General features: G+C 47.9%; 29 protein-coding genes. 9 read left to right on the plus strand and 20 right to left on the minus strand.

All coding sequences use genetic code 11. From position 1 onward, the window contains the following. Window positions 1-10: 10 nt before the first annotated feature. From xerD to VP472_RS11250, 10 genes are all read right to left on the minus strand, one after another. Window positions 11-901, minus strand: a complete 891-nt coding sequence (xerD, locus tag VP472_RS11205) for a site-specific tyrosine recombinase XerD (RefSeq protein ID WP_012117897.1) — start codon at window positions 899-901, stop codon at window positions 11-13. Window positions 902-908: 7 nt separating this feature from the next. After that, window positions 909-1,136: a YqzK family protein gene (locus VP472_RS11210; protein WP_003153331.1), complete on the minus strand. Its 228-nt coding sequence runs from the start codon at window positions 1,134-1,136 to the stop codon at window positions 909-911. A gap of 114 nt (window positions 1,137-1,250) precedes the next feature. After that, window positions 1,251-1,700 carry a ferric iron uptake transcriptional regulator gene (fur, locus tag VP472_RS11215; protein ID WP_003153330.1) on the minus strand — a complete coding sequence of 150 codons (450 nt, stop codon included), beginning with the start codon at window positions 1,698-1,700 and terminating at the stop codon, window positions 1,251-1,253. Between the two features lie 112 nt (window positions 1,701-1,812). Beyond that, complete coding sequence (gene spoIIM / locus VP472_RS11220; RefSeq protein WP_007409404.1) at window positions 1,813-2,457, minus strand: stage II sporulation protein M; 645 nt, start codon at window positions 2,455-2,457, stop codon at window positions 1,813-1,815. 76 nt (window positions 2,458-2,533) lie between these two features. Beyond that, window positions 2,534-2,761 carry a hypothetical protein gene (locus VP472_RS11225; RefSeq protein ID WP_003153326.1) on the minus strand — a complete coding sequence of 76 codons (228 nt, stop codon included), beginning with the start codon at window positions 2,759-2,761 and terminating at the stop codon, window positions 2,534-2,536. Window positions 2,762-2,819: 58 nt separating this feature from the next. Then, window positions 2,820-3,110: a hypothetical protein gene (locus VP472_RS11230; protein WP_003153325.1), complete on the minus strand. Its 291-nt coding sequence runs from the start codon at window positions 3,108-3,110 to the stop codon at window positions 2,820-2,822. A gap of 112 nt (window positions 3,111-3,222) precedes the next feature. Further along, complete coding sequence (locus VP472_RS11235; protein ID WP_146277119.1) at window positions 3,223-4,536, minus strand: NAD-dependent malic enzyme; 1,314 nt, start codon at window positions 4,534-4,536, stop codon at window positions 3,223-3,225. Window positions 4,537-4,548: 12 nt separating this feature from the next. Continuing rightward, window positions 4,549-5,955 (minus strand): Na+/H+ antiporter NhaC, encoded by a 1,407-nt coding sequence (gene nhaC / locus VP472_RS11240; RefSeq protein ID WP_045208087.1) that lies wholly within the window; start codon window positions 5,953-5,955, stop codon window positions 4,549-4,551. Window positions 5,956-6,096: 141 nt separating this feature from the next. Next, complete coding sequence (gene aspA, locus VP472_RS11245; protein ID WP_003153322.1) at window positions 6,097-7,524, minus strand: aspartate ammonia-lyase; 1,428 nt, start codon at window positions 7,522-7,524, stop codon at window positions 6,097-6,099. 37 nt (window positions 7,525-7,561) lie between these two features. Next, a complete protein-coding gene (locus VP472_RS11250) occupies window positions 7,562-8,551 on the minus strand; it encodes a type I asparaginase (protein WP_003153321.1) in 990 nt (329 codons plus the stop codon). 176 nt (window positions 8,552-8,727) lie between these two features. Between VP472_RS11250 and VP472_RS11255 the strand changes: the two genes are divergently transcribed. Next, window positions 8,728-9,081: a helix-turn-helix domain-containing protein gene (locus VP472_RS11255; RefSeq protein ID WP_003153320.1), complete on the plus strand. Its 354-nt coding sequence runs from the start codon at window positions 8,728-8,730 to the stop codon at window positions 9,079-9,081. 10 nt (window positions 9,082-9,091) lie between these two features. On the opposite strand, the gene VP472_RS11260 is transcribed toward VP472_RS11255, so the two are convergent. Together VP472_RS11260 and VP472_RS11265 are read right to left on the minus strand one after the other, a co-directional pair. Then, window positions 9,092-10,255: a TIGR00375 family protein gene (locus VP472_RS11260; RefSeq protein WP_017418076.1), complete on the minus strand. Its 1,164-nt coding sequence runs from the start codon at window positions 10,253-10,255 to the stop codon at window positions 9,092-9,094. Further along, entirely contained in the window at window positions 10,255-10,809 is a 555-nt protein-coding gene (locus tag VP472_RS11265) for an NUDIX hydrolase (protein ID WP_003153317.1), read from the minus strand. The genes VP472_RS11260 and VP472_RS11265 overlap by 1 nt, the downstream gene beginning before the upstream one ends. 78 nt (window positions 10,810-10,887) lie before the next feature. Here VP472_RS11265 and mciZ point away from each other — a divergent pair, with 78 nt between their 5' ends. Both mciZ and VP472_RS11275 read left to right on the plus strand, forming a co-directional pair. After that, window positions 10,888-11,010, plus strand: coding sequence for a Z-ring formation inhibitor MciZ (mciZ, locus tag VP472_RS11270; protein WP_003153315.1), 123 nt, complete (start codon window positions 10,888-10,890; stop codon window positions 11,008-11,010). A 62-nt stretch (window positions 11,011-11,072) separates the two neighbouring features. Beyond that, a complete protein-coding gene (locus tag VP472_RS11275) occupies window positions 11,073-11,993 on the plus strand; it encodes an aldo/keto reductase (RefSeq protein WP_146277121.1) in 921 nt (306 codons plus the stop codon). Between the two features lie 32 nt (window positions 11,994-12,025). Here the strand turns inward: VP472_RS11275 and VP472_RS11280 are convergent, their stop codons facing one another. Next, window positions 12,026-12,250 (minus strand): YqkE family protein, encoded by a 225-nt coding sequence (locus tag VP472_RS11280; RefSeq protein ID WP_070082061.1) that lies wholly within the window; start codon window positions 12,248-12,250, stop codon window positions 12,026-12,028. A gap of 122 nt (window positions 12,251-12,372) precedes the next feature. Here VP472_RS11280 and VP472_RS11285 point away from each other — a divergent pair, with 122 nt between their 5' ends. After that, window positions 12,373-13,287, plus strand: coding sequence for an alpha/beta hydrolase (locus VP472_RS11285; protein WP_025649815.1), 915 nt, complete (start codon window positions 12,373-12,375; stop codon window positions 13,285-13,287). A 39-nt stretch (window positions 13,288-13,326) separates the two neighbouring features. On the opposite strand, the gene VP472_RS11290 is transcribed toward VP472_RS11285, so the two are convergent. From VP472_RS11290 to VP472_RS11310, 5 genes are all read right to left on the minus strand, one after another. Continuing rightward, a complete protein-coding gene (locus tag VP472_RS11290) occupies window positions 13,327-13,566 on the minus strand; it encodes a DUF2552 family protein (RefSeq protein WP_003153307.1) in 240 nt (79 codons plus the stop codon). Then, entirely contained in the window at window positions 13,541-13,903 is a 363-nt protein-coding gene (locus VP472_RS11295) for an iron-sulfur cluster biosynthesis family protein (RefSeq protein ID WP_014305346.1), read from the minus strand. Before VP472_RS11295 ends, VP472_RS11290 begins: the two co-directional genes overlap by 26 nt. 72 nt (window positions 13,904-13,975) lie before the next feature. Beyond that, window positions 13,976-14,944: a bifunctional GNAT family N-acetyltransferase/GrpB family protein gene (locus VP472_RS11300; RefSeq protein WP_094247817.1), complete on the minus strand. Its 969-nt coding sequence runs from the start codon at window positions 14,942-14,944 to the stop codon at window positions 13,976-13,978. Beyond that, the gene (locus tag VP472_RS11305; protein ID WP_003153298.1) at window positions 14,941-15,285 is read right to left on the minus strand and encodes an antibiotic biosynthesis monooxygenase family protein; all 345 of its coding nucleotides are present in this window, start codon (window positions 15,283-15,285) and stop codon (window positions 14,941-14,943) included. Before VP472_RS11305 ends, VP472_RS11300 begins: the two co-directional genes overlap by 4 nt. Window positions 15,286-15,297: 12 nt before the next feature. Further along, the gene (locus tag VP472_RS11310; RefSeq protein ID WP_003153297.1) at window positions 15,298-15,768 is read right to left on the minus strand and encodes a GNAT family N-acetyltransferase; all 471 of its coding nucleotides are present in this window, start codon (window positions 15,766-15,768) and stop codon (window positions 15,298-15,300) included. Between the two features lie 215 nt (window positions 15,769-15,983). On the opposite strand from VP472_RS11310, the gene VP472_RS11315 reads away from it, so the two are divergent. From VP472_RS11315 to VP472_RS11335, 5 genes are all read left to right on the plus strand, one after another. Beyond that, a complete protein-coding gene (locus tag VP472_RS11315) occupies window positions 15,984-17,210 on the plus strand; it encodes a DNA polymerase IV (RefSeq protein WP_044802115.1) in 1,227 nt (408 codons plus the stop codon). 15 nt (window positions 17,211-17,225) lie between these two features. Next, the gene (locus VP472_RS11320) at window positions 17,226-17,570 is read left to right on the plus strand and encodes a YolD-like family protein (RefSeq protein WP_146277123.1); all 345 of its coding nucleotides are present in this window, start codon (window positions 17,226-17,228) and stop codon (window positions 17,568-17,570) included. Between the two features lie 100 nt (window positions 17,571-17,670). Further along, on the plus strand, window positions 17,671-17,877 hold the full coding sequence (locus tag VP472_RS11325; RefSeq protein ID WP_003153294.1) for a YqzH family protein: 207 nt from the start codon (window positions 17,671-17,673) through the stop codon (window positions 17,875-17,877). Between the two features lie 73 nt (window positions 17,878-17,950). Next, entirely contained in the window at window positions 17,951-19,021 is a 1,071-nt protein-coding gene (locus VP472_RS11330) for an AI-2E family transporter (protein ID WP_146277125.1), read from the plus strand. Between the two features lie 63 nt (window positions 19,022-19,084). Beyond that, window positions 19,085-19,252, plus strand: a complete 168-nt coding sequence (locus VP472_RS11335) for a DUF4083 family protein (RefSeq protein WP_146277127.1) — start codon at window positions 19,085-19,087, stop codon at window positions 19,250-19,252. Window position 19,253: 1 nt separating this feature from the next. On the opposite strand, the gene VP472_RS11340 is transcribed toward VP472_RS11335, so the two are convergent. Both VP472_RS11340 and coaA read right to left on the minus strand, forming a co-directional pair. Beyond that, window positions 19,254-19,643 carry a VOC family protein gene (locus tag VP472_RS11340; RefSeq protein WP_025852786.1) on the minus strand — a complete coding sequence of 130 codons (390 nt, stop codon included), beginning with the start codon at window positions 19,641-19,643 and terminating at the stop codon, window positions 19,254-19,256. A 24-nt stretch (window positions 19,644-19,667) separates the two neighbouring features. Next, window positions 19,668-20,627, minus strand: a complete 960-nt coding sequence (gene coaA, locus VP472_RS11345; protein ID WP_003153290.1) for a type I pantothenate kinase — start codon at window positions 20,625-20,627, stop codon at window positions 19,668-19,670. Window positions 20,628-20,669 lie beyond the last annotated feature (42 nt).

Here is a 20,669-nt window from a genome sequence, read left to right on the forward strand (position 1 = left end):
GCAGCGGCTCCTAAGCGCGCGGATGATACTGTTTGTACACGTCCTTCAGCCTTGTTTTCGTCACATGCGTATAAATTTGCGTCGTGGAAATATCGGCATGTCCGAGCATCTCCTGCACGGCGCGCAGATCCGCGCCGTTTTCAAGCAGGTGCGTTGCAAAAGAGTGCCGGAGCGTATGCGGTGTCAGCTCTTTTTTAATCCCCGCTTCAAGGGCGATTTTTTTCAGGTTTTTCCAGAACCCCTGACGGCTGATCTGCCTGCCGTGATGATTCAGAAAAAGCGCTTCGGTTACGTTTTTCTTTAATAATTTCCCTCTGGCTTTTTCAATGTATGCTTCTATCGCATGGGAAGCGGCTTCACCAATCGGCACAATCCGCTCTTTCCGCCCTTTTCCGAAGCAGCGGACGAATCCCATCGTCAAATGGACGTCGGATAATTTCAGCTCGATCATCTCGCTGACCCGGATGCCGGTTGCGTACAGCAGTTCAAGCATGGCTTTATCCCTGAGACCGAACGGGCTGTCAAGCTTAGGCGTGTCCAATAACCGCTCAACTTCGTGAAGCGCCAATACTTTCGGAAGCGTCCGCTCTGTTTTTTGTGTTTCAATATGTACCGAAGGATCTTTATCCGCGGCTTTTTCCCTTAACAGAAATTGATGAAAAGACCGGATCGACGCCAAATGCCTGGCAGACGTCTTGCCGGATTTCCCGGAGTCCTTTATATGCTTTAAATATTGAATAATATGAAGACGGGTCACATCATTCCATGAAGTGATCTGAAGGGTTTCAGTTAAGAAGAGAGAATAACTTTTCAGATCACGCTCATAGGACATCATCGTATTTTGGGACAGCCCTCTTTCAACCCTCACATAATGGATGAAATCCTTAATTTGATCCTTCACTCTTGATCTACTCCCCGTTTTGGTAAAAAAAGATCAATCGGCCGAACCAGCCGTCTTTCTCCTCATGTTCCGTTTTGGCCACTTTGACGGCGGAGCCTTCCGGTTTATCGTACCGATGATAGTTTTCATACTCTGAATTCACCCATATCATAGCATAATAGAACAGCGCGGTAAAACCTGTGAACAGAATAAACACTTTGATCGTATCCGCGGCTGTTTTCAGGAATCTGCCCATCTTTCGATCGACCCTTTCTTTGGCGGCTGTTAGTACACCTTATGCCAATTTCAAAGGCTTTTATACATAAAAACAGCAAAAAACCCTTTCCTGGCAGAAAAGGTTCATAGGCTTTTACTCTGTTTCATCCCCGCGGCAGCGGTGGCAGATTCCGTGAAAAGTCAATCTATGATCTTTAATTTTAAATTTCCAATCACGTTCAATCACTTCTTCAACGTCTTCAAGCAGATCTTCTTCAATTTCATCGACGGCTCCGCACTCCATGCAGACCAAATGGTGATGAAAGTGAGCCGCGCCTTCTTTGCGAAGGTCGTAGCGGGATACGCCGTCCCCGAAGTTAATTTTATCAACGACTTTTAATTCTGTTAATAATTCTAATGTACGATATACTGTAGCGAGACCAATTTCAGGAGATTTCTCTTTTACGAGGAGGTATACATCTTCTGCGCTTAAATGGTCTTCTTCGTTTTCAAGCAGCACTCTTACCGTTGCTTCCCGCTGTGGCGTAAGCTTGTAACTTGACGAGTGCAGCTGCTTTTTAATTCGATCAATACGGTTTTCCATGTCTTTCCCTCCTACGCCGCATTCCATGACTCATTATAACAAAATACGCGCAGAGTTCCAACTATAATTATTATAAACTGATAAATAAAAGTATTATTTTGTGATAATCATTCTAAAATATGCGTGAAGACAGCTTTTCCATAAACAGCGGAGACACGTACGCTTCGAGCAGCGAAGCGATGACCGAGAAGAAAACGATGAGAATCAGTACGAAGGCGTAACGTCCGAACCATTGGATCGGCGCGTCATGAAGGCTGCGTTTGACAAACAGCTGCCGGATCAGTTTCAGTGAAAAAGCGATGGAGCATGTCCCCATGATAAGATATGCCGGAATGAGAACGATGTTTTGCGGCAGAACCGAAATAAATGACAGGAAAAACCCGTTCATCCCCATTTGATTCACTAAAAAACCAACCGTGAAGCCGACGACGATTCCTTTTAAAAACACCATAATGAAAATAACCGGAAGACCGATCACGGAAATACCAAGAATCCACATCAGCCCCAAATATTTTACATCATGAAAGACGGCCTGCCAAAACATTTCTGAAGCGCCGGCATGTTTTCCGTCAGACAGCTGTCCGAAAAACTTGCTTAAATAGTAATACAAATCTTCTTTCTGCGTGATGGTCATGCTGTTGACGATGATCGCCCCGAAAATGACTCCCATCAAAAACAAGACGAACACAAATATATAAAGTGACAGATGATCCTTTACATGGCGAAAAAACAGTTCTTTGTACGATTGTTTTCTCATACCGCTTTCCTCCCGCTAATCTATTGACTTGATTTAGTAGATTGTATGAAAGAAAAGAGAAAACATGACAGAGAAATCATAGAAAGGCGCGAGATTCGGGCATAAAAAAAGAACCCCCGTCATCACTCCGGTGATCATAGGGGTTCCTTTTTTTATGCTTTATTCTTTCAAGCCTGTCTTTTTTGGTTTTCGTCACTCTTTCATGGGTGCTGAAAGACGGCGCCGTCCCCCTTGACAAGACTGCGTCACGCATCCCGTTTCTTCTGAGATGCTCCCGCATTTTTTTCGTTTTACTCTTCGCCATGTGCCAATCGCTCCTTTTTTTTCCTTTTCTTTATCATAACAAAAAAATCCCGATGTGTTCATGAATACGGCTCATGTTTCGACCGGTAAGCGCGCAGAGACGTTTTGGCAGATGAATAGCTCCCCATGGCGGCGTATCCGTAAAAAAATCCCATAAAAATCCCCGCATACACGTGTTCATGGTGACCGAAAACGATAGACACAACATTTCCGGCAGCAAGGGCAATCGTGGGAACGAATATGCCCGGAACCCGGCAGAACACTTTGATCAGCTGTGTAACGCATAAGACGACCGGCACGCCGATCACAGCATCCCAAATATTTGTATGGATCAGCGGAAAATAATCCACATTGACACCTCTTTATTCCGTCTTTTGCTATCTGTTAGCCTGCCTAAGAATTCCGCTTCCTATTCATGATAAAAAAACAGCACCGGCACATGTCCGGTACTGTAAGAGTTGTTTATTTTCCTGCCGCGGCCCGTTCTACGGCTGCTGATACGGCCTGATGCACGTCCGCATCCAAAGGCTGAGGCACGAGATCGCCGTGTTTTGTGCAAGAGGCGATGGCTTCTGCGGCCGCCACAAGCATTTCATGGTCGATTTTCTTGCTTTTGGCGTTCAGCGCGCCGCGGAAAATCCCCGGGAAGCCGAGAACATTATTGACCGAGCGGCCGTCGGCTGCATAAGCGGCTCCGGCTTGTAATGCCTCTTCCGGTTCAATCTCCGGCTTCGGATTAGATAGGGCCAGAATGACATGTCCTTTTCTGACATCCTCTTTTTTAATGAGACCCGGAACTCCGGTGGTGCTGATCACAATGTCACACGTGTCCATTAAATCTTTGATGCTTCCAAGCGGCTGACCTCCGTACTGAGCGAGGCGGTTCATTGCGTCTTCAGACTTGTCCGTTCCGCAGACCGCTTTGACTCCGTATGCCATAAACATGCGGCAGATGGCGACGCCTGCCGCGCCTAGACCGATCTGACCGACCTTCGCTTCTTTTAAATCAAGACCGGCGCTTTTACAAGCGGAAATGGCGGCGGCGAGCGTGACGACCGCCGTGCCGTGCTGGTCATCGTGCATAACCGGAATATCCAGTTCTTCTTTCAGGCGGTCTTCAATGTCAAAGCAGTGAGGCGAACCGATATCTTCAAGCAGAATTCCGCTGAACCCCGGAGAAATATGTTTTACCGTGCGAATAATTTCTTGCGGATCAGAGGTATCAAGCAAAATCGGAATTCCGCTGATACCCGCCAGCTGGTCAAAAAGCGCGGCTTTCCCTTCCATTACAGGCATTCCCGCGACAGAACCGATATTGCCGAGGCCGAGAATCGCCGTGCCGTCGGTGACAATGGCGACAGAATTGCTGATTGTCGTATAGATGGACGCTTTTTCAGGCTCGTTTTCAATCAGTCGGCACACATCGGCGACGCCCGGCGTATAAACACGGCCAAGCTCAGCCAATGTCCGGATCGGCATTTTGCTTTTCATTTGAATTTTGCCGCCTTCATGAGCAGAGAGCACTTCATCTGAGACTGTATGAAGCCGGATGCCTTCACCGAGAGCTTCAATGGCTTGAATGATTTCCTGCAGCTGCTCTTCATTTTCGGCCTGCACCGTGATGTTGCGCATTGTGTAGTTCGGGCCGACTTTAACGGTTTCTACTTCCCCGATATCTCCGCCCATCACTCCGATGGCGGTTGCCACTTTTCCGAGATTTCCGGGAACAGTCGGCGTTTCAATCATTAACGTCCGAATCATATGCTTTGTAATCATGAAATGAACCTCCTAACCCAATTTTTGAGATTGCAAGGATTTTTCTTTCGTGTACCAAATGAATTTCCCCGTGTATCCGTACAATATTGCCAGTCCGATAGATACAAAACTGAGCCACATGAACGGCAGATATGAAAATGTGGATACGCCGAGAATGCCGGCCATATAGATGCCGTTATCAGACCACGGCACCATCCCTGAAGTAAGCGTTCCGCCCACCTCTGCGTTCCGGGATAAAACTCTTCTGTCAAGTTTCAGTTTATCATAACTGTTCTCCATGATTTTCGGCGTCAGGATCAATGACACGTACATCGCACAGCCGAAAATGTTTCCTAAAAGGGCGACGATCAATGTCGAAAGCGTCACATTTCCCGGTGTGGTCAGCTTTTTCTCAAAAGTTGAGACAATCACTTTTAATACGCCGAGCTTCTCAAGAATTCCTCCAAAACCGAGACCGAACAGGATAACGACTAACGTATCCAGCATACCGGTAATGCCTCCGCGGTTTAACAGGCCGTTTAAAAATTCGACGTCCGTTTTAATAGAAAAACCATTATAAGCAGTCGCGATGGCACTGGCAAAATTCATTCCCTGAAAGACGGAAGCCCAGATTGCGCCAAGCAAAGCACCGATGACGATAACGGGCATAGACGGCTTTTTCAAAATCAGAAGGACAACGACGACAACAGCCGGAATGAGCATCCATATATGAATATCAAACGTTTTCTGCAATGAAGACTTTAAAAATTCCACTTTGTCGAGATCAATATTTTTTCCGCCGTATATAAATCCCGTTACGGTAAATAGAATGGCCGTAATAATATAGGACGGAATTGACAGATACATCATCGCTCTGACGTGCGACAGCACATCCACCTTAGAAAGCGTGGAGGCAAGCACCGTACTGTCAGACAGCGGTGAAAGCTTGTCTCCGAAGTAAGCGCCGGACAAAACGGCTCCCGCTACGATCGGAAGCGGTATACCCATTCCCTCTCCGATGGCAATCATGGCGATCCCCGCGGTTCCCACGGTTCCCCACGACGTTCCGGTCGCAACGGACATAACGGAACAGATAACCAGTGTAGCCAGAAGGAAAATATGAGGATTAATAAACTCTAAACCATAATAAATTAACGTCGGCACAACGCCGCCGGCAATCCATGTCCCGATGAGCGCACCGACCGAAACAAGAATCAACACCGCTTCAAGACCGTTTGATATCCCGGTGACAATCGAATCCTGCAAGTCTTTATATGAATATCCCAGCCTGACTCCGAGAATAATAGCGAAAAACCAGGATATTAATAGAGCTAGCTGGATCGGCAGGTCTAAAAACACTGTGAACGATAAGACAAGTGCTAAAAACCCGAATAATAAGATAATAATTTCCAATAAATTTGGCAATCTGACCTCTTTCACAAGAAAATCCCCCTAGAAGAAAAAAGCTAAAACGCTTTCATCAAATGATATAACAAATTATACTATACTGCCTCATCCCTTTGTATGGCAACCGCCTATTCACTGAAAAACGTGAAAAGGCGGCTGTTGTTGCTTTAAAATTTATTTTTCTAATAGATCTTTTCCGGCAATCCCCGGTTTTGTCATTTCATACGGATTCAAAATGATATCCAATTCTTCTTCTGTCAGGACATCATTTTGAAGGCAGAGATCTCTTACAGATTGCCCCGTCATGATGGCTTCACGGGCAATTCGCGCAGCCGCTTCATACCCGAGGTGCGGATTGACCGCTGTAATGACGCCGACGCTCTTTTCCACGTATTGCTTCAGACGTTTTTCGTTGGCTTCAATTCCCGCCAGACAATGATCGGTAAATGAACGGAACCCGTTATTCATGATGCTGATGGATTGAAGCAGGTTAAATACGAGTACCGGCTCCATTACGTTAAGCTCCAGCTGGCCCGCTTCTGAAGCGAGGCAGATCGTATTGTCATTCCCGATGACCTGGAAGGCGATTTGGTTGATCAGCTCTGCCATTACAGGGTTGACTTTCCCTGGCATAATGGATGATCCCGGCTGACGGGCGGGCAGTGAAATTTCCGCAAGTCCCGCGCGCGGACCTGAAGCCATTAAGCGCAGATCGTTGGCGATTTTAGACATGTTCATCATGCATACTTTCAACGCGGCTGAAACTTCCGTATACGCATCAGTGTTTTGTGTGGCGTCAACCAAATGGCCGGCGCCGACAAGCGGCAGTCCGCTGATGTCAGCCAGGTGCTTTACAACCTGTTCTATGTAGCGCGGATCGGCGTTAAGTCCCGTACCTACGGCCGTTGCCCCCATGTTGACTTCATACAGATGCTGGCGGGATTGTTTAATTCGCTTTATGTCACGCTCGAGCACGCGGCTGTATGCTTCAAATTCCTGTCCGAGACGGATCGGCACAGCGTCCTGAAGGTGTGTGCGCCCCATTTTAATGACAGAATCAAATTGTTTCGCTTTATCCTTAAAGACACTCAGCATATGCGCCATCGTATCAAGGAGCTTATCCAAAAGTTTTAAGGTGGAAATATGGATTGCCGTCGGGAACACGTCGTTCGTCGATTGTGACATGTTGACGTGTGTGTTCGGGCTGAGGTGAATGTATTCACCTTTTTTATGGCCCATGATTTCAAGGGCCCTGTTGCCGATTACTTCGTTGGCATTCATGTTCATGGACGTTCCGGCTCCCCCTTGGATCGGATCGACGATGAATTGGTCATGCCATTTCCCCTCGAGAATTTCATCTGCGGCCTGGACAATCGCATTTCCGATTCCTTCATACAGCCGTTTTACATCCATATTGGCAAGCGCCGCCGCTTTTTTGACGATGGCGAGCGCATTAATCATTTCTTCGTGGATGCGGTATCCGGTAATCGGAAAGTTTTCTTTCGCGCGCAGCGTTTGTATTCCGTAATACACATCAGCTTCAATTTGTTTTTCTCCGAGGAAATCTTTTTCCTGACGATATTCTTTTTGCGCGTTTGTCATGCTAAAACCCTACTTTCTCTTTGTGGTAGTCATGTTTTTACAGTACAACGTCGTCTGCGATCGGTGTCTCCATAATGTTTTTGACTTCAGCCAAGTTGTGAGACTGGCCGAGCGCCCACATTAATTTCGGCACGATGGCTTCCGTGTTCATATTTCTGGAGCGGATAATGAGATCTTGATTGACTCTTCGGCCGACTTCATAGACGCTCATGTCCTCTCCTTCTTCAAGACATTGTGTCGTAATGACGACGACAATGCCGCTTTCAATCATTTCATTGACTTTGGCGAGAATGTCTCTTCCTTCAAACGGCACGCCGCCGCTGCCGTAGCTTTCAATGACGATCCCTTTGTACATGCCCTTTAATGCGTCAAACATTTCCGGTTTCAGCCCCGGGTGGAGCTTGAGCAGGCACACGTCCGTGCAAAGTGAGGTATTGACCGTAAAGGCATCGTCTTTTGGCATGTGCACTTGTTTGTTGTATTCAATTCCGTTTTCGGTAATAAACGCGATATACGGATAGTTAATGCTCTCAAATGCATCATAGCTTTTCGTTCTTAATTTAATGGCGCGTGTGCCTTGAATGACTCTGCCGTCAAATACGACGTATACGCCGCCCACCCCTTCACATGCGAAGCGGATCGCGTCCGTGATATTTTTTTTGGCATCGGTTTTTTGAAATGTAATCGGAATTTGCGAACCCGTAATGACGATCGGTTTATCAGCATGCTGAAGCATATAAGACAGTGCCGCTGATGTATACGCCATTGTGTCTGTCCCGTGCGTAATGACGAACCCGTCATATGCGTCATATTTTTCTTTGACAGCATTTGCGATTTCGGCCCAGTATTCAGGCTGCATATTTGTGCTGTCGATGTTCATTAACGAATGGGTTTCCATCGTGTAATCGTTATCAAGTTTTGATACGTAGGTTAACAATTCGTCTGCTTTCACCCCGGGTGCAAGCCCGTTTTCTCCTTCGACTGAGGCGATTGTTCCTCCGGTTGTTAACAGCAATAATTTTTTCATACCCTGCACCTCTTCATCCATTTCTCAAGATGTGTTAAGCATTCGCTTTTCGCATACTTTTAATCAAATTATAGACAGACGATTGAAATTAATCAAGTGATTATTATTCAATTCGCGTACACTTTTGCATATCGATATGATATAATTTGCTCAAGTGAAAAGGAGCGGTTTTGAATATGAATTTAGATCGTTTAACTGAACTGAGAAAAAAGAAAAATTGGTCTCTTCAATATACGGCTGACCGTCTCGGCATCGCCAAAAGCACGTACGCCGGGTATGAATCAGGATACCGGCGTCCGTCATTCGAGGCGCTGGGCACGCTTGCCGATCTGTTTGACACGACGTGCGACGATTTACTGGGGCGCACTGAAAAAAAGGCGGAGCCGTTTACCCAGACCATCGAATTAACAAACGCCGCACAAGGCCGCGGCACACTGACCGTTGACGGACAGCCGCTGAATCAGGATGAAATCATCGAATTGATTGCGTTTGTCCGCACGAAAAAGAAGGTGCAGGAGGAGCTCCGCTAAAATCCGGCTTTTACGGCTTGATTCTGCCGTACGTCCCTCCGCCCCCGGCCTCAAGGACGAGCTGCCCGGTGCGCGCTTTATGAATGACAGCCGCTATTTTAGGCTGGACGACACGCGCCAATTCCTCTTCTTGCGCCTGATGAAGAATCGCCATCTCCGTCCCGAAAGCCCGCTTCAGTTTGTCTAACGTTTTCGGCCCGACCCCCGGAATGAACTGCAGCGGGATTTGATGAATATACGGCGGCCGCGGCACGCGGCTTTTTTTCGGCCCGCTCAGTTCCTCCAGCCGTTCACTGACCCCTTTTGTCATTGTTTTCCCCCCGCACTCCGGACAGGCGGAAGCTCCTTTTTCCACTGGGCCGCCGCAGCGGTCGCAAGCCGTCCGGTAATACTTCCCGAGCTTCGGGTTCAGCCCGTAATTCGCCGTGATTTTTCTTCCGTCCTTCCCTTTTAAAGCCAGCGAAAATTCCGTGAAATTCGCTTCTTTAAGAAGCATTTCATTATATTCTCTGCCGATTTTTCCTAAGGAATGCGCATCAGAATTTGTTAAAAATGTATACGGATCAAGTTCCGTTACCCGCGAAGCCATGTCGGTGTCACAGCTTAACCCGAGTTCCGCCGCGTCAATGAGCGCCGGGTCGAAAACTTCTGTCAAAGAAGATATGACCCCTTTTCCGTACAGGCTTTTATGCGGGGTGAACATATGGGCGGGAATAAACAGCCCGCCCAATTCCTTTGTTTTCCTTTGAAGATTCAAACCGGTTTCATAAATACGCTGGGAACTGAGATGGATATTTTTAAGCCTTTTTGCGAGCCACTCAGAAAACATCTTCATTTCGGCAAGAGACGGCATAAAGACGAGAACGTGAATCGGCCCGCGGCATGTGTGATCATAGATTTCAAGCTCACTGCCCAATAGAAGCGTCGTATTCCGATACCGGATGCCGCCTTCTTTCAGCTCACGGTATCTGCCTTCATCAATTCCGCGCTCGATTTCTTCTATGACTTCCGGGGAATGGCAGTCGATGATGCCCAATAGTTCAATTCCCTTCCCCTCACTGGCCTCTTCTAAAATCCGATGCAGCGTCAACGTTTTGGCCCCGGTGATTTTGACCGGTTTTCCCGTATAGGTGCGGCCGATATGAATATGCAGATCGGCATAGATGGTTTTCATCATTTTTCCTTCAGCGCTTCTTTCAGCTGGAGATACTGAATCGCGTACGCCGTTTTTGCGTCATACACCCTGCGGGATTCAATCAGCTTCACGGCCTCTTCAAGCGTGACCTGCATGACTTCGACAAATTCATCCTCATCCAGTTCGCGCTTTTCTTCCAGCGGCGAAAGCCCTTCCGCAAGAAAGAGATGCACGATTTCATCAGCAAACCCGGGTGATGTATAAAAAGCGGTGATTTTCGTCAAGGTTTCCGCCGTATATCCCGTTTCTTCCTCGAGCTCTCTTAACGCCGTATGTTCCGGCTCTTCTCCCTTTTCAAGCTTACCGGCCGGAATTTCAACGATTGTCCGTTCCAGCGGCTTTCTGAACTGGTTCACCAAAATGATTTTTCCTTCCTCGGTCACCGCAAGTACGGCCACCGCTCCCGGATGTTTGACGATTTCCCGCTTGCTTGTTTTTCCGTTCGGGAGCTCTACATCCTCTAAGTAAAGATCTATGACTTTCCCGTCATACAGCTTTTTTTTCGCAAGTGTTTTTTCTTCTAAATGTTTCATCATGTCATCTCCCGTTCTGTCTCTCTATTATGCCTCATATATTTTATCATACATGCATGAGAGGGAGGTGCTTTTCGATTGAAGGTGTATCGGAAGGATAAAAGTATCGTATTGGTCGGAAAGGCGTGGGAAGTGCGGGCTAAACTGAAAGAATACGGGCGGACATTCCGCTATGTCGGAGATTGGATCACCGGGCCTTAACAGTTGAAAACTTCGCGCCTTTATATTACGGTCAATAAAAGACTATAAAAAGGAGCGAAACGATGAGAAAACGCACACTGGGACATTCTGATTTAGAAATAAGCGAAATCGGGCTCGGCTGTATGTCGCTGGGCACAGATAAAGCTGAAGCGCTGTCTATTTTGGATGAAGCGATCGAGCTTGGAATCAATTATTTAGATACCGCTGATCTTTATGATTTCGGCAGAAATGAGGAAATTGTCGGGGAGGCCGTCAAAAACCGCAGGCACGACATCATTTTAGCCACGAAAGCCGGAAACCGCTGGAATGATGATAAAGACGGCTGGCATTGGGACGCCTCCAAAGGATACATAAAAGAAGCGGTCAAAAACAGTCTGCGCCGGCTGAAAACGGACTATATCGACCTTTATCAGCTGCATGGCGGCACGATGGAAGATCATATTGACAAAACGATCGAAGCGTTTGAGGACTTAAAACAGGAAGGTGTCATCCGGTATTACGGCATTTCCTCGATTCGTCCGAATGTCATTAAAGAATATGTAAAAAAATCAAATATCTCAAGCGTTATGATGCAATACAGCCTGCTGGACCGGCGTCCTGAGGAGTGGCTTCCCCTTTTAGAGGAGAACAGAATCAGCGTCGTCGCCAGAGGGCCTGTCGCTAAAGGGCTTCTTACGGAAAAACCGCTTGATCAAGCAGCCGCAAGCGTAAAAGAGAACGGCTATTTAACATATTCTTTTGCGGAACTGGAAGAAACTAAAAAAGCGATCAGCGCTGCCGCACCTGACTTGAGCATGACGGAGCTTTCCCTTCAATACTTACTGTCACAGCCGGCCGTCGCTTCTGTCATCACCGGAGCCAGCTCACTTGAGCAGCTGAGAGAAAACTGTTCGGCTGCAGAGGCCCGTCGTTTAAGCAGCCAGGAAATCAAAGCTCTGCAATACCATACAAAACGGGACGTATACGAAGCCCATCGTTCTTAAACAATAAAACCGGCACCTTGTCAGATGCCGGTTTATTTATATTTGTGCCAATCGAGACTGCTTTCATTCAGCAGCTCTTCAAAGCTTTTATTTTTTTCTTTTTCTTTTCGTTTTCTGATTTGTTCCGCTTTTTGCTGCGCCTGTTTTTTCTCGTCTTCTTCCTTCAGCTCACTTTTCATTTGCAAAAGCCTGGCCTTCAGATCTTCCCCCAGATCGTCTTTTAAGCTGTGTTTTTCTTTAGGCAGCTGCTTTTTCATCATTACGCCCCCCGTATCTGAATATGGTGAAGCAAGTGTACCACGGAGCGCCGGAGGCCGGCAACGTTCACGGTCCTGAAAAGCCGGAGGAAGGATTTTTCATATGAAAGGAGGGTGCCTGTGTGAAAAAATGGCTGGCGGTGTTCGGTTCGGCTTGCGCAGTCTTTTTGGCTGCCGGATTCGCTTTTACGAATCTGATTATGTTTATGAAGAAAAAGACGGATGAAGATATCATGAAAAAAGAAACGGCCGACGGGCATGATAGATTTGATTCCTTTCAGGCCATGGAAAAAGAAGAGGCCGTCATCCTGTCACGCCACGGGTATGAGATCAAAGGCTTTTACGTCGCCCCGCATCATACGGCAAACACCATGATTATTTGTCACGGCGTTACCGTAAATTCGTTCAATTCATTGAAATACATGGATTTATTTTTAGATTTAGGCTGGAATGTGCTCGTATATGACCACCGCGGGCACGGAAAAAGCGGCGGCAGAACGACGAGCTACGGCTATTTTGAAAAAGATGATTTGGAAGAAGCCGTGAATTGGGTGAGACACAAAACGGGAGACGGCGGTCAAATCGGCATCCACGGGGAATCGATGGGAGCGGTGACGGCCTTATTATACGCGGGCGGGCATCAGGATGAAAACGGCGCTGATTTTTATATTGCGGACTGTCCGTTCGCAAGCTTTCGCGATCAGCTCGCCTACAGACTGAAGCGAGAGTTCCGGCTGCCTCCGTGGCCGCTTCTGCCTTTGGCTGATTTCTTTTTGCGGATGAGAGAAGGATACCGTATCCGTGATGTATCGCCTTTATCGGTTATCAGCCGAATCCGGCAGCCCGTGCTGTTTATTCACAGTAAGGAAGATGATTATATACCTCCCGCTTCTTCCGAATTGCTGCACCGCAGAAAACGCGGCCCGAAGATGCTCTATCTGGCCGAATCGGGCGGGCATGCCATGTCGTACACCAAAAATCCGGAGAGCTACCGCAAAGCCGTTCAAACCTTTTTAGATACCATGACGCAAACGTAAAAAAGCGAAAGAACGTATGCTGGTTCTTTCGCTTTCCCGTCATAAAACGTCGGTAATCCCGTCCATATTTTCTCCGATCCAGTCAATGGCGAGGTCGATTGTCGTAAACTCCTGCGCTTTGAAGGTCATCTCATCCTGAAGCAGCCAGACATCCTTCTGAACGGATTCAGCGCCTCCGATGGACCAGTGCAGCAGACTGTACGGGTGGTTGTTGTTCAGAAAGGATACCCACGTTTTATGCTGTGCCGTCTGTTTAATGGCTTTCAGCTTTTGATTCACTTTCCGTTTCTCCCTGCTTTACTAATATGCTCATTCTCGGGCTCAGCATCTCTGCCGGGCTTTTTAAGACGAGCGTTTTTGCCTTTTCATTGTAATCGATTGTCATTTCCTCGTCAAAAAACACTTTTTGTGAGGTCTGGATGTAAAGCGGAAGTCCGTTGGTTTCAATGGCCTCGCATTGTCCCGTTAATTCGTCCGCCAGCCAGATGGTCGGCACGCCGCTCACCGCGCACCCGCAGCCTTCTGCGTCATAGCGGAGCTGCGCTTTTTTCCCCGGGTTGGCGTCCATCGCCTGCTGAAGTGTGTGTTTCGCCGCATCCGTCACATGTATTTGCATAGATGATCCTCCGTTTTTCATTTTCGCCATTGTAGCATACCGGAGCCGCTGTATGCATTGTTTCTGCTTTCTTTACAGAAGCCCGCTCTCCCAGTCCTTTGCCTCTTGTTCAGCCGCCTTGATCCAGTCATTTTTCCCTTCACTATACTTTGCCATATCGTACGGGTATGCCTTAGCGAGCCGCCGTTTCAGTTCCATGTATTGAGCCGCTTTTTCAGGCTTTGCAGTGAGGTAATCCCGGAACAGCAGATGACGCTTCACATCCGGATGGCCTGTTTCGTATATGTGGACGTGGTGTGTGCGCTTGCTGCCGCCTTTTTGAAAGAAACGCCGGCCCTCTATCCCGTTTTCCCCTTTCGCCTCATAGCCGAGTGCTTCCAGCTGCGGACTGAATCGGTCAGCGTCCAAAATATCTTTGACCTCCGCCAGTATATCAATGACGGGTTTTGCGGCCATTCCCGGGATGGAGGTGCTGCCGATATGGCTGACAGAATGAAGAGCGGGGCCGAAGATTCGGATCAAGTCCGCCTTCTCTCTTTCAAACATCTCTTTCCATTCCGGCTTGTACGGAACAACTTCCGCTTTCCTCTTCGGATAAAGATGAAAAAACGAGAGGGTCAGCCCTTCCGGCGTCTCTGTCTGTCCGGCTTCTATGAACCCGGTTTTTAAATAGAGAGAGACTGCCGGAACGTTTTGACTGGCGGTAGCCGCCTCTATTTTTTGGGCGTCCCGGTTTTGATCTATCACAAATTGAATAAGCGCCTGTCCGATTCCTTTCCGAAAGCCGGACGGGTGCACCGTCAGCCTGCATATGACAAGGTCATATCCCTTTTTTTCATACGAAATGACGCCTGCAAGCCGATCTTTTTCCTTGAAACCGGCAAACGTCTCCCGTGACCGCTGTATGTCATCGGGTGTTTCATGCAGGGCTGGAATGCCGAAAAAGCCGATCAGCTCGGCTTCTTTTTGATAAGAGCAGCGTTGAACCGCCGCAATTTCCCGCGCCGTCTGTTCTTGTGTATGCCGTAAAAATGTAATCAATCTTCCGCCCCTTTTGACGCAAACATCCGCTGTGACTCCGTCTTCGTAATGCGGACCGCGTACGCTTCATACCAGGCGCTTTTTCCTTTTTGTTTTGCCGCCCGGTGGTCAGTATGGTCTTTCCACCTTTTAATCGCTTCCAGGCTGTCCCAGTAGGAAACCGTGATGCCGCAGCCGTTTTCCTCCCGAACGCTTTCCGCGCCTAAAAAGCCCGGCTGTCCGCCTGCCAAATTCATCATGCGCTCTGCCGTATGCTCATATTCCTCATCATATTTTCCCTTTATTGATGAAAAAATGACCGCATAATAGGGCGGTTTGGGCGTGTCAGCTAAAAAACCCATATACATCCCCCTCTACATATATTTCACAAACAGAATCCGGTCTTCTCCCGGACCGTCATAATTCGCAAAAACAGGGATTCCGTTTACGGTTTTGGTTCCTTTTTCAACTTCAAAGCCCAATTTTGTATGATAAGCGATTGATACTTTATTGACAGGCGCCGTCACGCAATTGACTTTTGTGCAGCCCCTTTTTTTCACCGTCTCCATAAATCGATCGTAGAGCTGTTTTCCAATTTGCATTTTTCTGAAATCCGGATGCACACCCGAAAAATGAATGTAGGCTGTCTCAGGGTCTGATTGTGACTGAAAACCGATTAAAAAACCGGTCATTCCCTCCGGCCCGTACGTGATAAAGCTTGTGTCCTGAAAATGTTCAAAAAACAAGCGCGGCAGTTTGTCTTTCATCTGCCTGCCGCCCCACCATTCATTCAAAACAGACGTAACCATTTCATAGTCTTCAGAGGTAATTGTTCGAATATCCATTATCGATTGACTCTCCTTTTCGTCCGGCAAAATGAATGTCAGCTCTTCTCATTGGAATATAAAAAATTATATGTGGGTTGTTTGCAATTGTAAATGATTTCTTTTCAAGCAAACGAATCAGCACGTCTTCCAGCCGGGGAATGATTTACCAGTATAAACGTGATCATTGTTCGGGTACAATGAAAAACAGAACAAACGTTCCCGGAGGTTTTTTTATGGCTGATATTCTTCTTGTTGATATGCAATCGTTTTATGCGTCTGTGGAAAAAGCGGAAGCGCCTCATTTCAAAAGCCGGCCCGTGATTGTCTCGGGAGATCCCGAAAGACGCAGCGGCGTCGTGCTTGCGGCTTGTCCGCTCGCCAAACGATACGGCGTAAAAAATGCCGAACGGCTGTGGGAAGCGCAGGCCAAATGTCCCGATGCCGTTATTGTCCGTCCGAGGATGCAGCGGTATATTGATGTATCCGTCATGATTACCGAACTGTTTGAACGGTATACCGATCTTGTAGAACCCTACTCCATCGATGAGCAGTTTCTCGACGTGACCGGAAGCAGGCGGCTGTTCGGTGATCCTTTTACAATTGCCAAAAGCATTCAGCAAGCGATTATGCGTGAATTCGGAATTTATGCCCGTGTCGGCATCGGGCCGAATAAGGCGCTCGCGAAAATGGCTTGCGACCATTTTGCCAAAAAAAACGCATCCGGCATTCACAGATTGGATATGTCAAATATCAGGCAGGATCTGTGGCCGCTGCCGGTCGGAAAATTATTCGGCATCGGAAAACGGATGGAGCATCATTTAAGACGGATGGGCATCAGCACAATCGGCGGGCTTGCCGGGCACCCCGCCGAATTGCTGAAAAAACGCTGGGGCATTAACGGCGAATTGCTTCAGCGGACAGCCCGCGGCATCGATCCCTCTCCGGTCACCGTCAACACGCACAGCCGGCAAAAAGCGATCGGCCATAACATGACCCTCCCGAGAGACTACAGCCGCTTTGAGGATATTAAAGTCGTGCTGCTGGAGTTAAGCGAAGAGGTGGCCCGCCGCGCCCGTTTCAAACAATACATCGGCCATACGGTTTCGGTCAGCATCAGAGGCGCTGATTTTGAATTCCCTTCAGGTTTTCACAGACAGAGAAAGCTGATCTCTCCGACTAATTTCGGAATGGATATTTTTAAAGCGGCGGTCAAGCTCTTCAAAGAGCATTGGAACGGTGAGCCCGTCCGCAGCGCCGGCGTCTCCCTTTCCCAGCTGGAGCCTTGTGATTATGTTCAGCTGAGCCTGTTCGATGCTCAGGAAAAAAAGATCAGTCTCGGCAAAGTATTGGATGATATTCATGAGCGGTACGGCCCTGCGTCGCTCCTCCATGCCGCTTCACTGACAGAGGCCGGCCAAGCCTTTCACCGGGCTGAAAAAATCGGCGGGCACTACAAATAATTTGAGGTGATATACATGAATCCGAACAAATTAACACCCGGGTATAATGTCATGTGGGAATCAAGCCGGATGATGCTGCCCGAACATCGGGAGCAGCTGCTTGCAAAAAAACGAAAAGAAAGGGAATTCCGGCCTCCGGAACTGAGCGAAGAGCAACTGAACGACATGAACCGCATCATTGCGGCGTCGATTGAAGAAGATAGGGCCATCTCGGTCACCTACGCTTCAGCACACGGTCCCCGCCGCTTTTGGGGATGGGTAAAACAAGTGATGCATGACGAAAAGCGTTTAAAAATCCTAAACGATGAAGATGCGTTAACGCTGCCGTTTCATCGTATTCTCTCAGCTGAATTGGAATAAAAATCCTACCCCGGCCTGACAGAAAATATGATAGAAGAGTGGGAGGATCACATGATATTTAGTAGAATAAAGATGAATGACAAGAATAGGAGAATATATGATGGATCAATTTATAGAAAAAATGCTGGGACAAGCCCTCCGACAGTATGGACGGAATGTGTCGACAGATCCGCTGAGCCCCTATGAAAAACAGAGTTTAAAAAAAGCTTTAGAAGAAAGAAGGAATGAAGAACCCGATGAGGATCTCCATGCCCATGTAGAAGATATTATCTACGATTACGTCACCAATCAGGGGCAGTTTTCCTGACACGGACGTTTATGCACCGGGCGATAAGGGAAACGTCCGAGAGTAAACCCTTAAAGATTGCGTGGTGCAGGATATGCCTATCGGGCCTTATTTCAGGATCGGCTATGCCGTTCTTCTGTTATTTCTCATCATTTATCTCGGAACATTAATAGACTTTTTGTTCCAGCCTGTTGTGATTACGGTTAAAACCTTGTTTCCGCCTATTGTATTATCGGGCGTCCTCTACTATTTGTGCCGCCCGCTCGTCAGACTGCTGCATGCGAAATTAAAGCTGCCCGAAGGAATCGCGATTTTAACGATTTATGCGGGAACAGCCGGCCTTTTTGTCCTCTTCCTTTATACGGCGGGCCCTGCCGTTCAAAAACAGTTTACAGCCTTCACAGATCATATTCCGGAGCTTTCCGCAAAAGCTGAAAATTGGATCGGGCATCTTCAGGACAGCAAATGGTTTTCCCAGCTTCAGCATGGGGATTCCTTTAAAAAATTAGCGGACAAAGCCGCAAATTATTCCGGTTCAATCGCTGATTCTCTCAGCAGCCTGGCCGATACGGCTGCCAATGCCGCCATCACCGCCGCCATTATTCCGTTTGCGCTGTATTACATGTTAAAAGAAGGAAATAAAGCCCCCCGGCGACTGCTGCGGCTTCTTCCGGAAAAACATCAAAAAGAAGGAAAACAAATCCTTCGGGACATGGATGAAGCTCTCAGTTCATACATACAAGGACAGCTGCTCGTCAGTTTCTGTGTCGGCGTTCTCGTCACAATCGGCTATTTTATCATCGGGCTCGATTATCCGCTCGTTCTGGGCGCGTTCGCCATGGTGACAAACCTGATTCCGTTTATCGGGCCTTGGATCGGCACATTTCCCGGAGTCATTGTCGGATTGTTCGATTCACCGACCGAGGCGGTGCTGGTGATTACGGTCGTCGTCATTGTCCAGCAGCTTGAAAGCCAGCTGATTTCCCCGCAAATTATGGGACGGAAGCTGGACATTCACCCGCTGACCATTATTTTTCTTCTGCTTGCCGCCGGCAAATTCTCAGGAATTGCCGGGATGCTGCTGGCCATTCCGGGATATGCGGCCGCAAAAGTGGTCATAAGCCACATGCAGAGACTGTTCATACTCAGAAAAAAACAAGGCTAGAGAGACACTAAAATGAAAAATGGCGGGCTCAGAGAAGCGCCCGCCGCACACGGAGGTAAAAAGATGAACATCGGTGATGTCATTTTTCAATTGATTTCATTCGCCGCAGCCGCGGTTTTCCTGTTTGCCGTGATATATGTATTCAGAAGCTTGAACAAGCGCCGCATACAATTGGACAGAATCGAAAAGAAACTCGACGCGCTGCGCGAAGAAAAAAACGAGAAGTTATAGTTCATTCAGAGGCAGGCGCAGCCAGCTCCACCTTTATCCGATCCGGGTCCTCCGTGTATACGGCGTAATGCGTGCTTCCGCCTGCATATGGATGGCGGTCCCTGTAAAGCACGGGGCATCCTCTGGCAAGCAGCTTTTCCGTCATCTCGTCAACCTGCTCTCTTGATGCAGCATGAAAAGCCAGATGGTTCAGCCCGACCCGGCATCTGTGGTACTCCGGTGTTAAAAAACGCTCCTCTGTCTGTACAAGCACAACATAAAATCCTGCGTTTTTCCAGCTGATGCCGGAGTCCCAATTTTGAAACTCCCTATAACCGAGCTCACCTAAAAACCATCCCCAAAACCGGGCGGAGGCTTTCAAGTCAGATACATACAATTCAATATGATGCATCATAATATTCGCTTCCTCCTCATATCACACCCGCCTTACCAGCACCTCTTCAACTTTATGGCCGTCACCTTTTCTCAAAATCAAATCCGATCTGAATTTTGTCGGCAGGATATTTTCATACAGATTCGGACGGTTGACGCTCTCCCAAATGGAGGCGGCCATGGTATCCGCTTCTGCATCAGACAAATCCTTAAATTTATGAAAATAAGAAGCCGGATCCTGAAAAGCGGTTTCTCTTAAGAGGCGGAAACGCTCCAAATACCACGTGAAAATCCGGCTTTCTTCGGCATCCACATAGATCGAAAAATCAAAGAAATCCGATACAAAAATCCGCGGATCTTCCCTGTCGTCCTCTAAGGTCGGCGACTGCAGGACATTGATTCCTTCGATAATAACGATATCCGCACCTTCGACAACCTCGACGGCGCCCTCTTCCCTGTCATAGGTAAGATGGGAGTATACCGGCGCCTCCACTCTCTCTTTCCCTGACTTTATATCGTTCAGAAACTCAAGCAGCGCTTTCACATCGTAACTTTCCGGGAATCCCTTTCTGGACAGAAGGTTTTTCCTTTTTAATTCCGCCGTCGGATACAAGAAACCGTCGGTTGTCACCAGGCTCACCTTCGGCCTGTCCGGCAGACGGGAAAGAAGCTTTTGCAAAATTCTCGCCGTCGTGCTTTTGCCGACGGCGACGCTGCCCGCGATTCCGATGATAAACGGGATTTTCGCTGAATGCGGATGTTTCAGAAACACGTTGACATGCTGATTCCGTCTTGCGGCAGACGTGACATGAAGATGGAGCAGGCGCACAAGCGGAATGTAAATCGTTTCTACTTCTTCCACCGACAGGTAGTCATTCAGCCCCTCTACGGCCTTGGCTTCTTCCTCTGAAACGGCAATGGAAAGATGGCCGCCGAATCCGGCCCACGACTCGCGGCTGTGCTGCGTATACAATGTATGTAAGTTCAATTCTTTACTTTTCACAATTCACACCAATCTCTCTGTATGGCTTTCCGATTAAAAAAC

The sequence above is a fragment of the Bacillus sp. MT(2024) genome (assembly GCF_036362845.1).
In the GTDB taxonomy this organism is placed as follows: Bacteria; Bacillota; Bacilli; order Bacillales; family Bacillaceae; genus Bacillus; species Bacillus velezensis.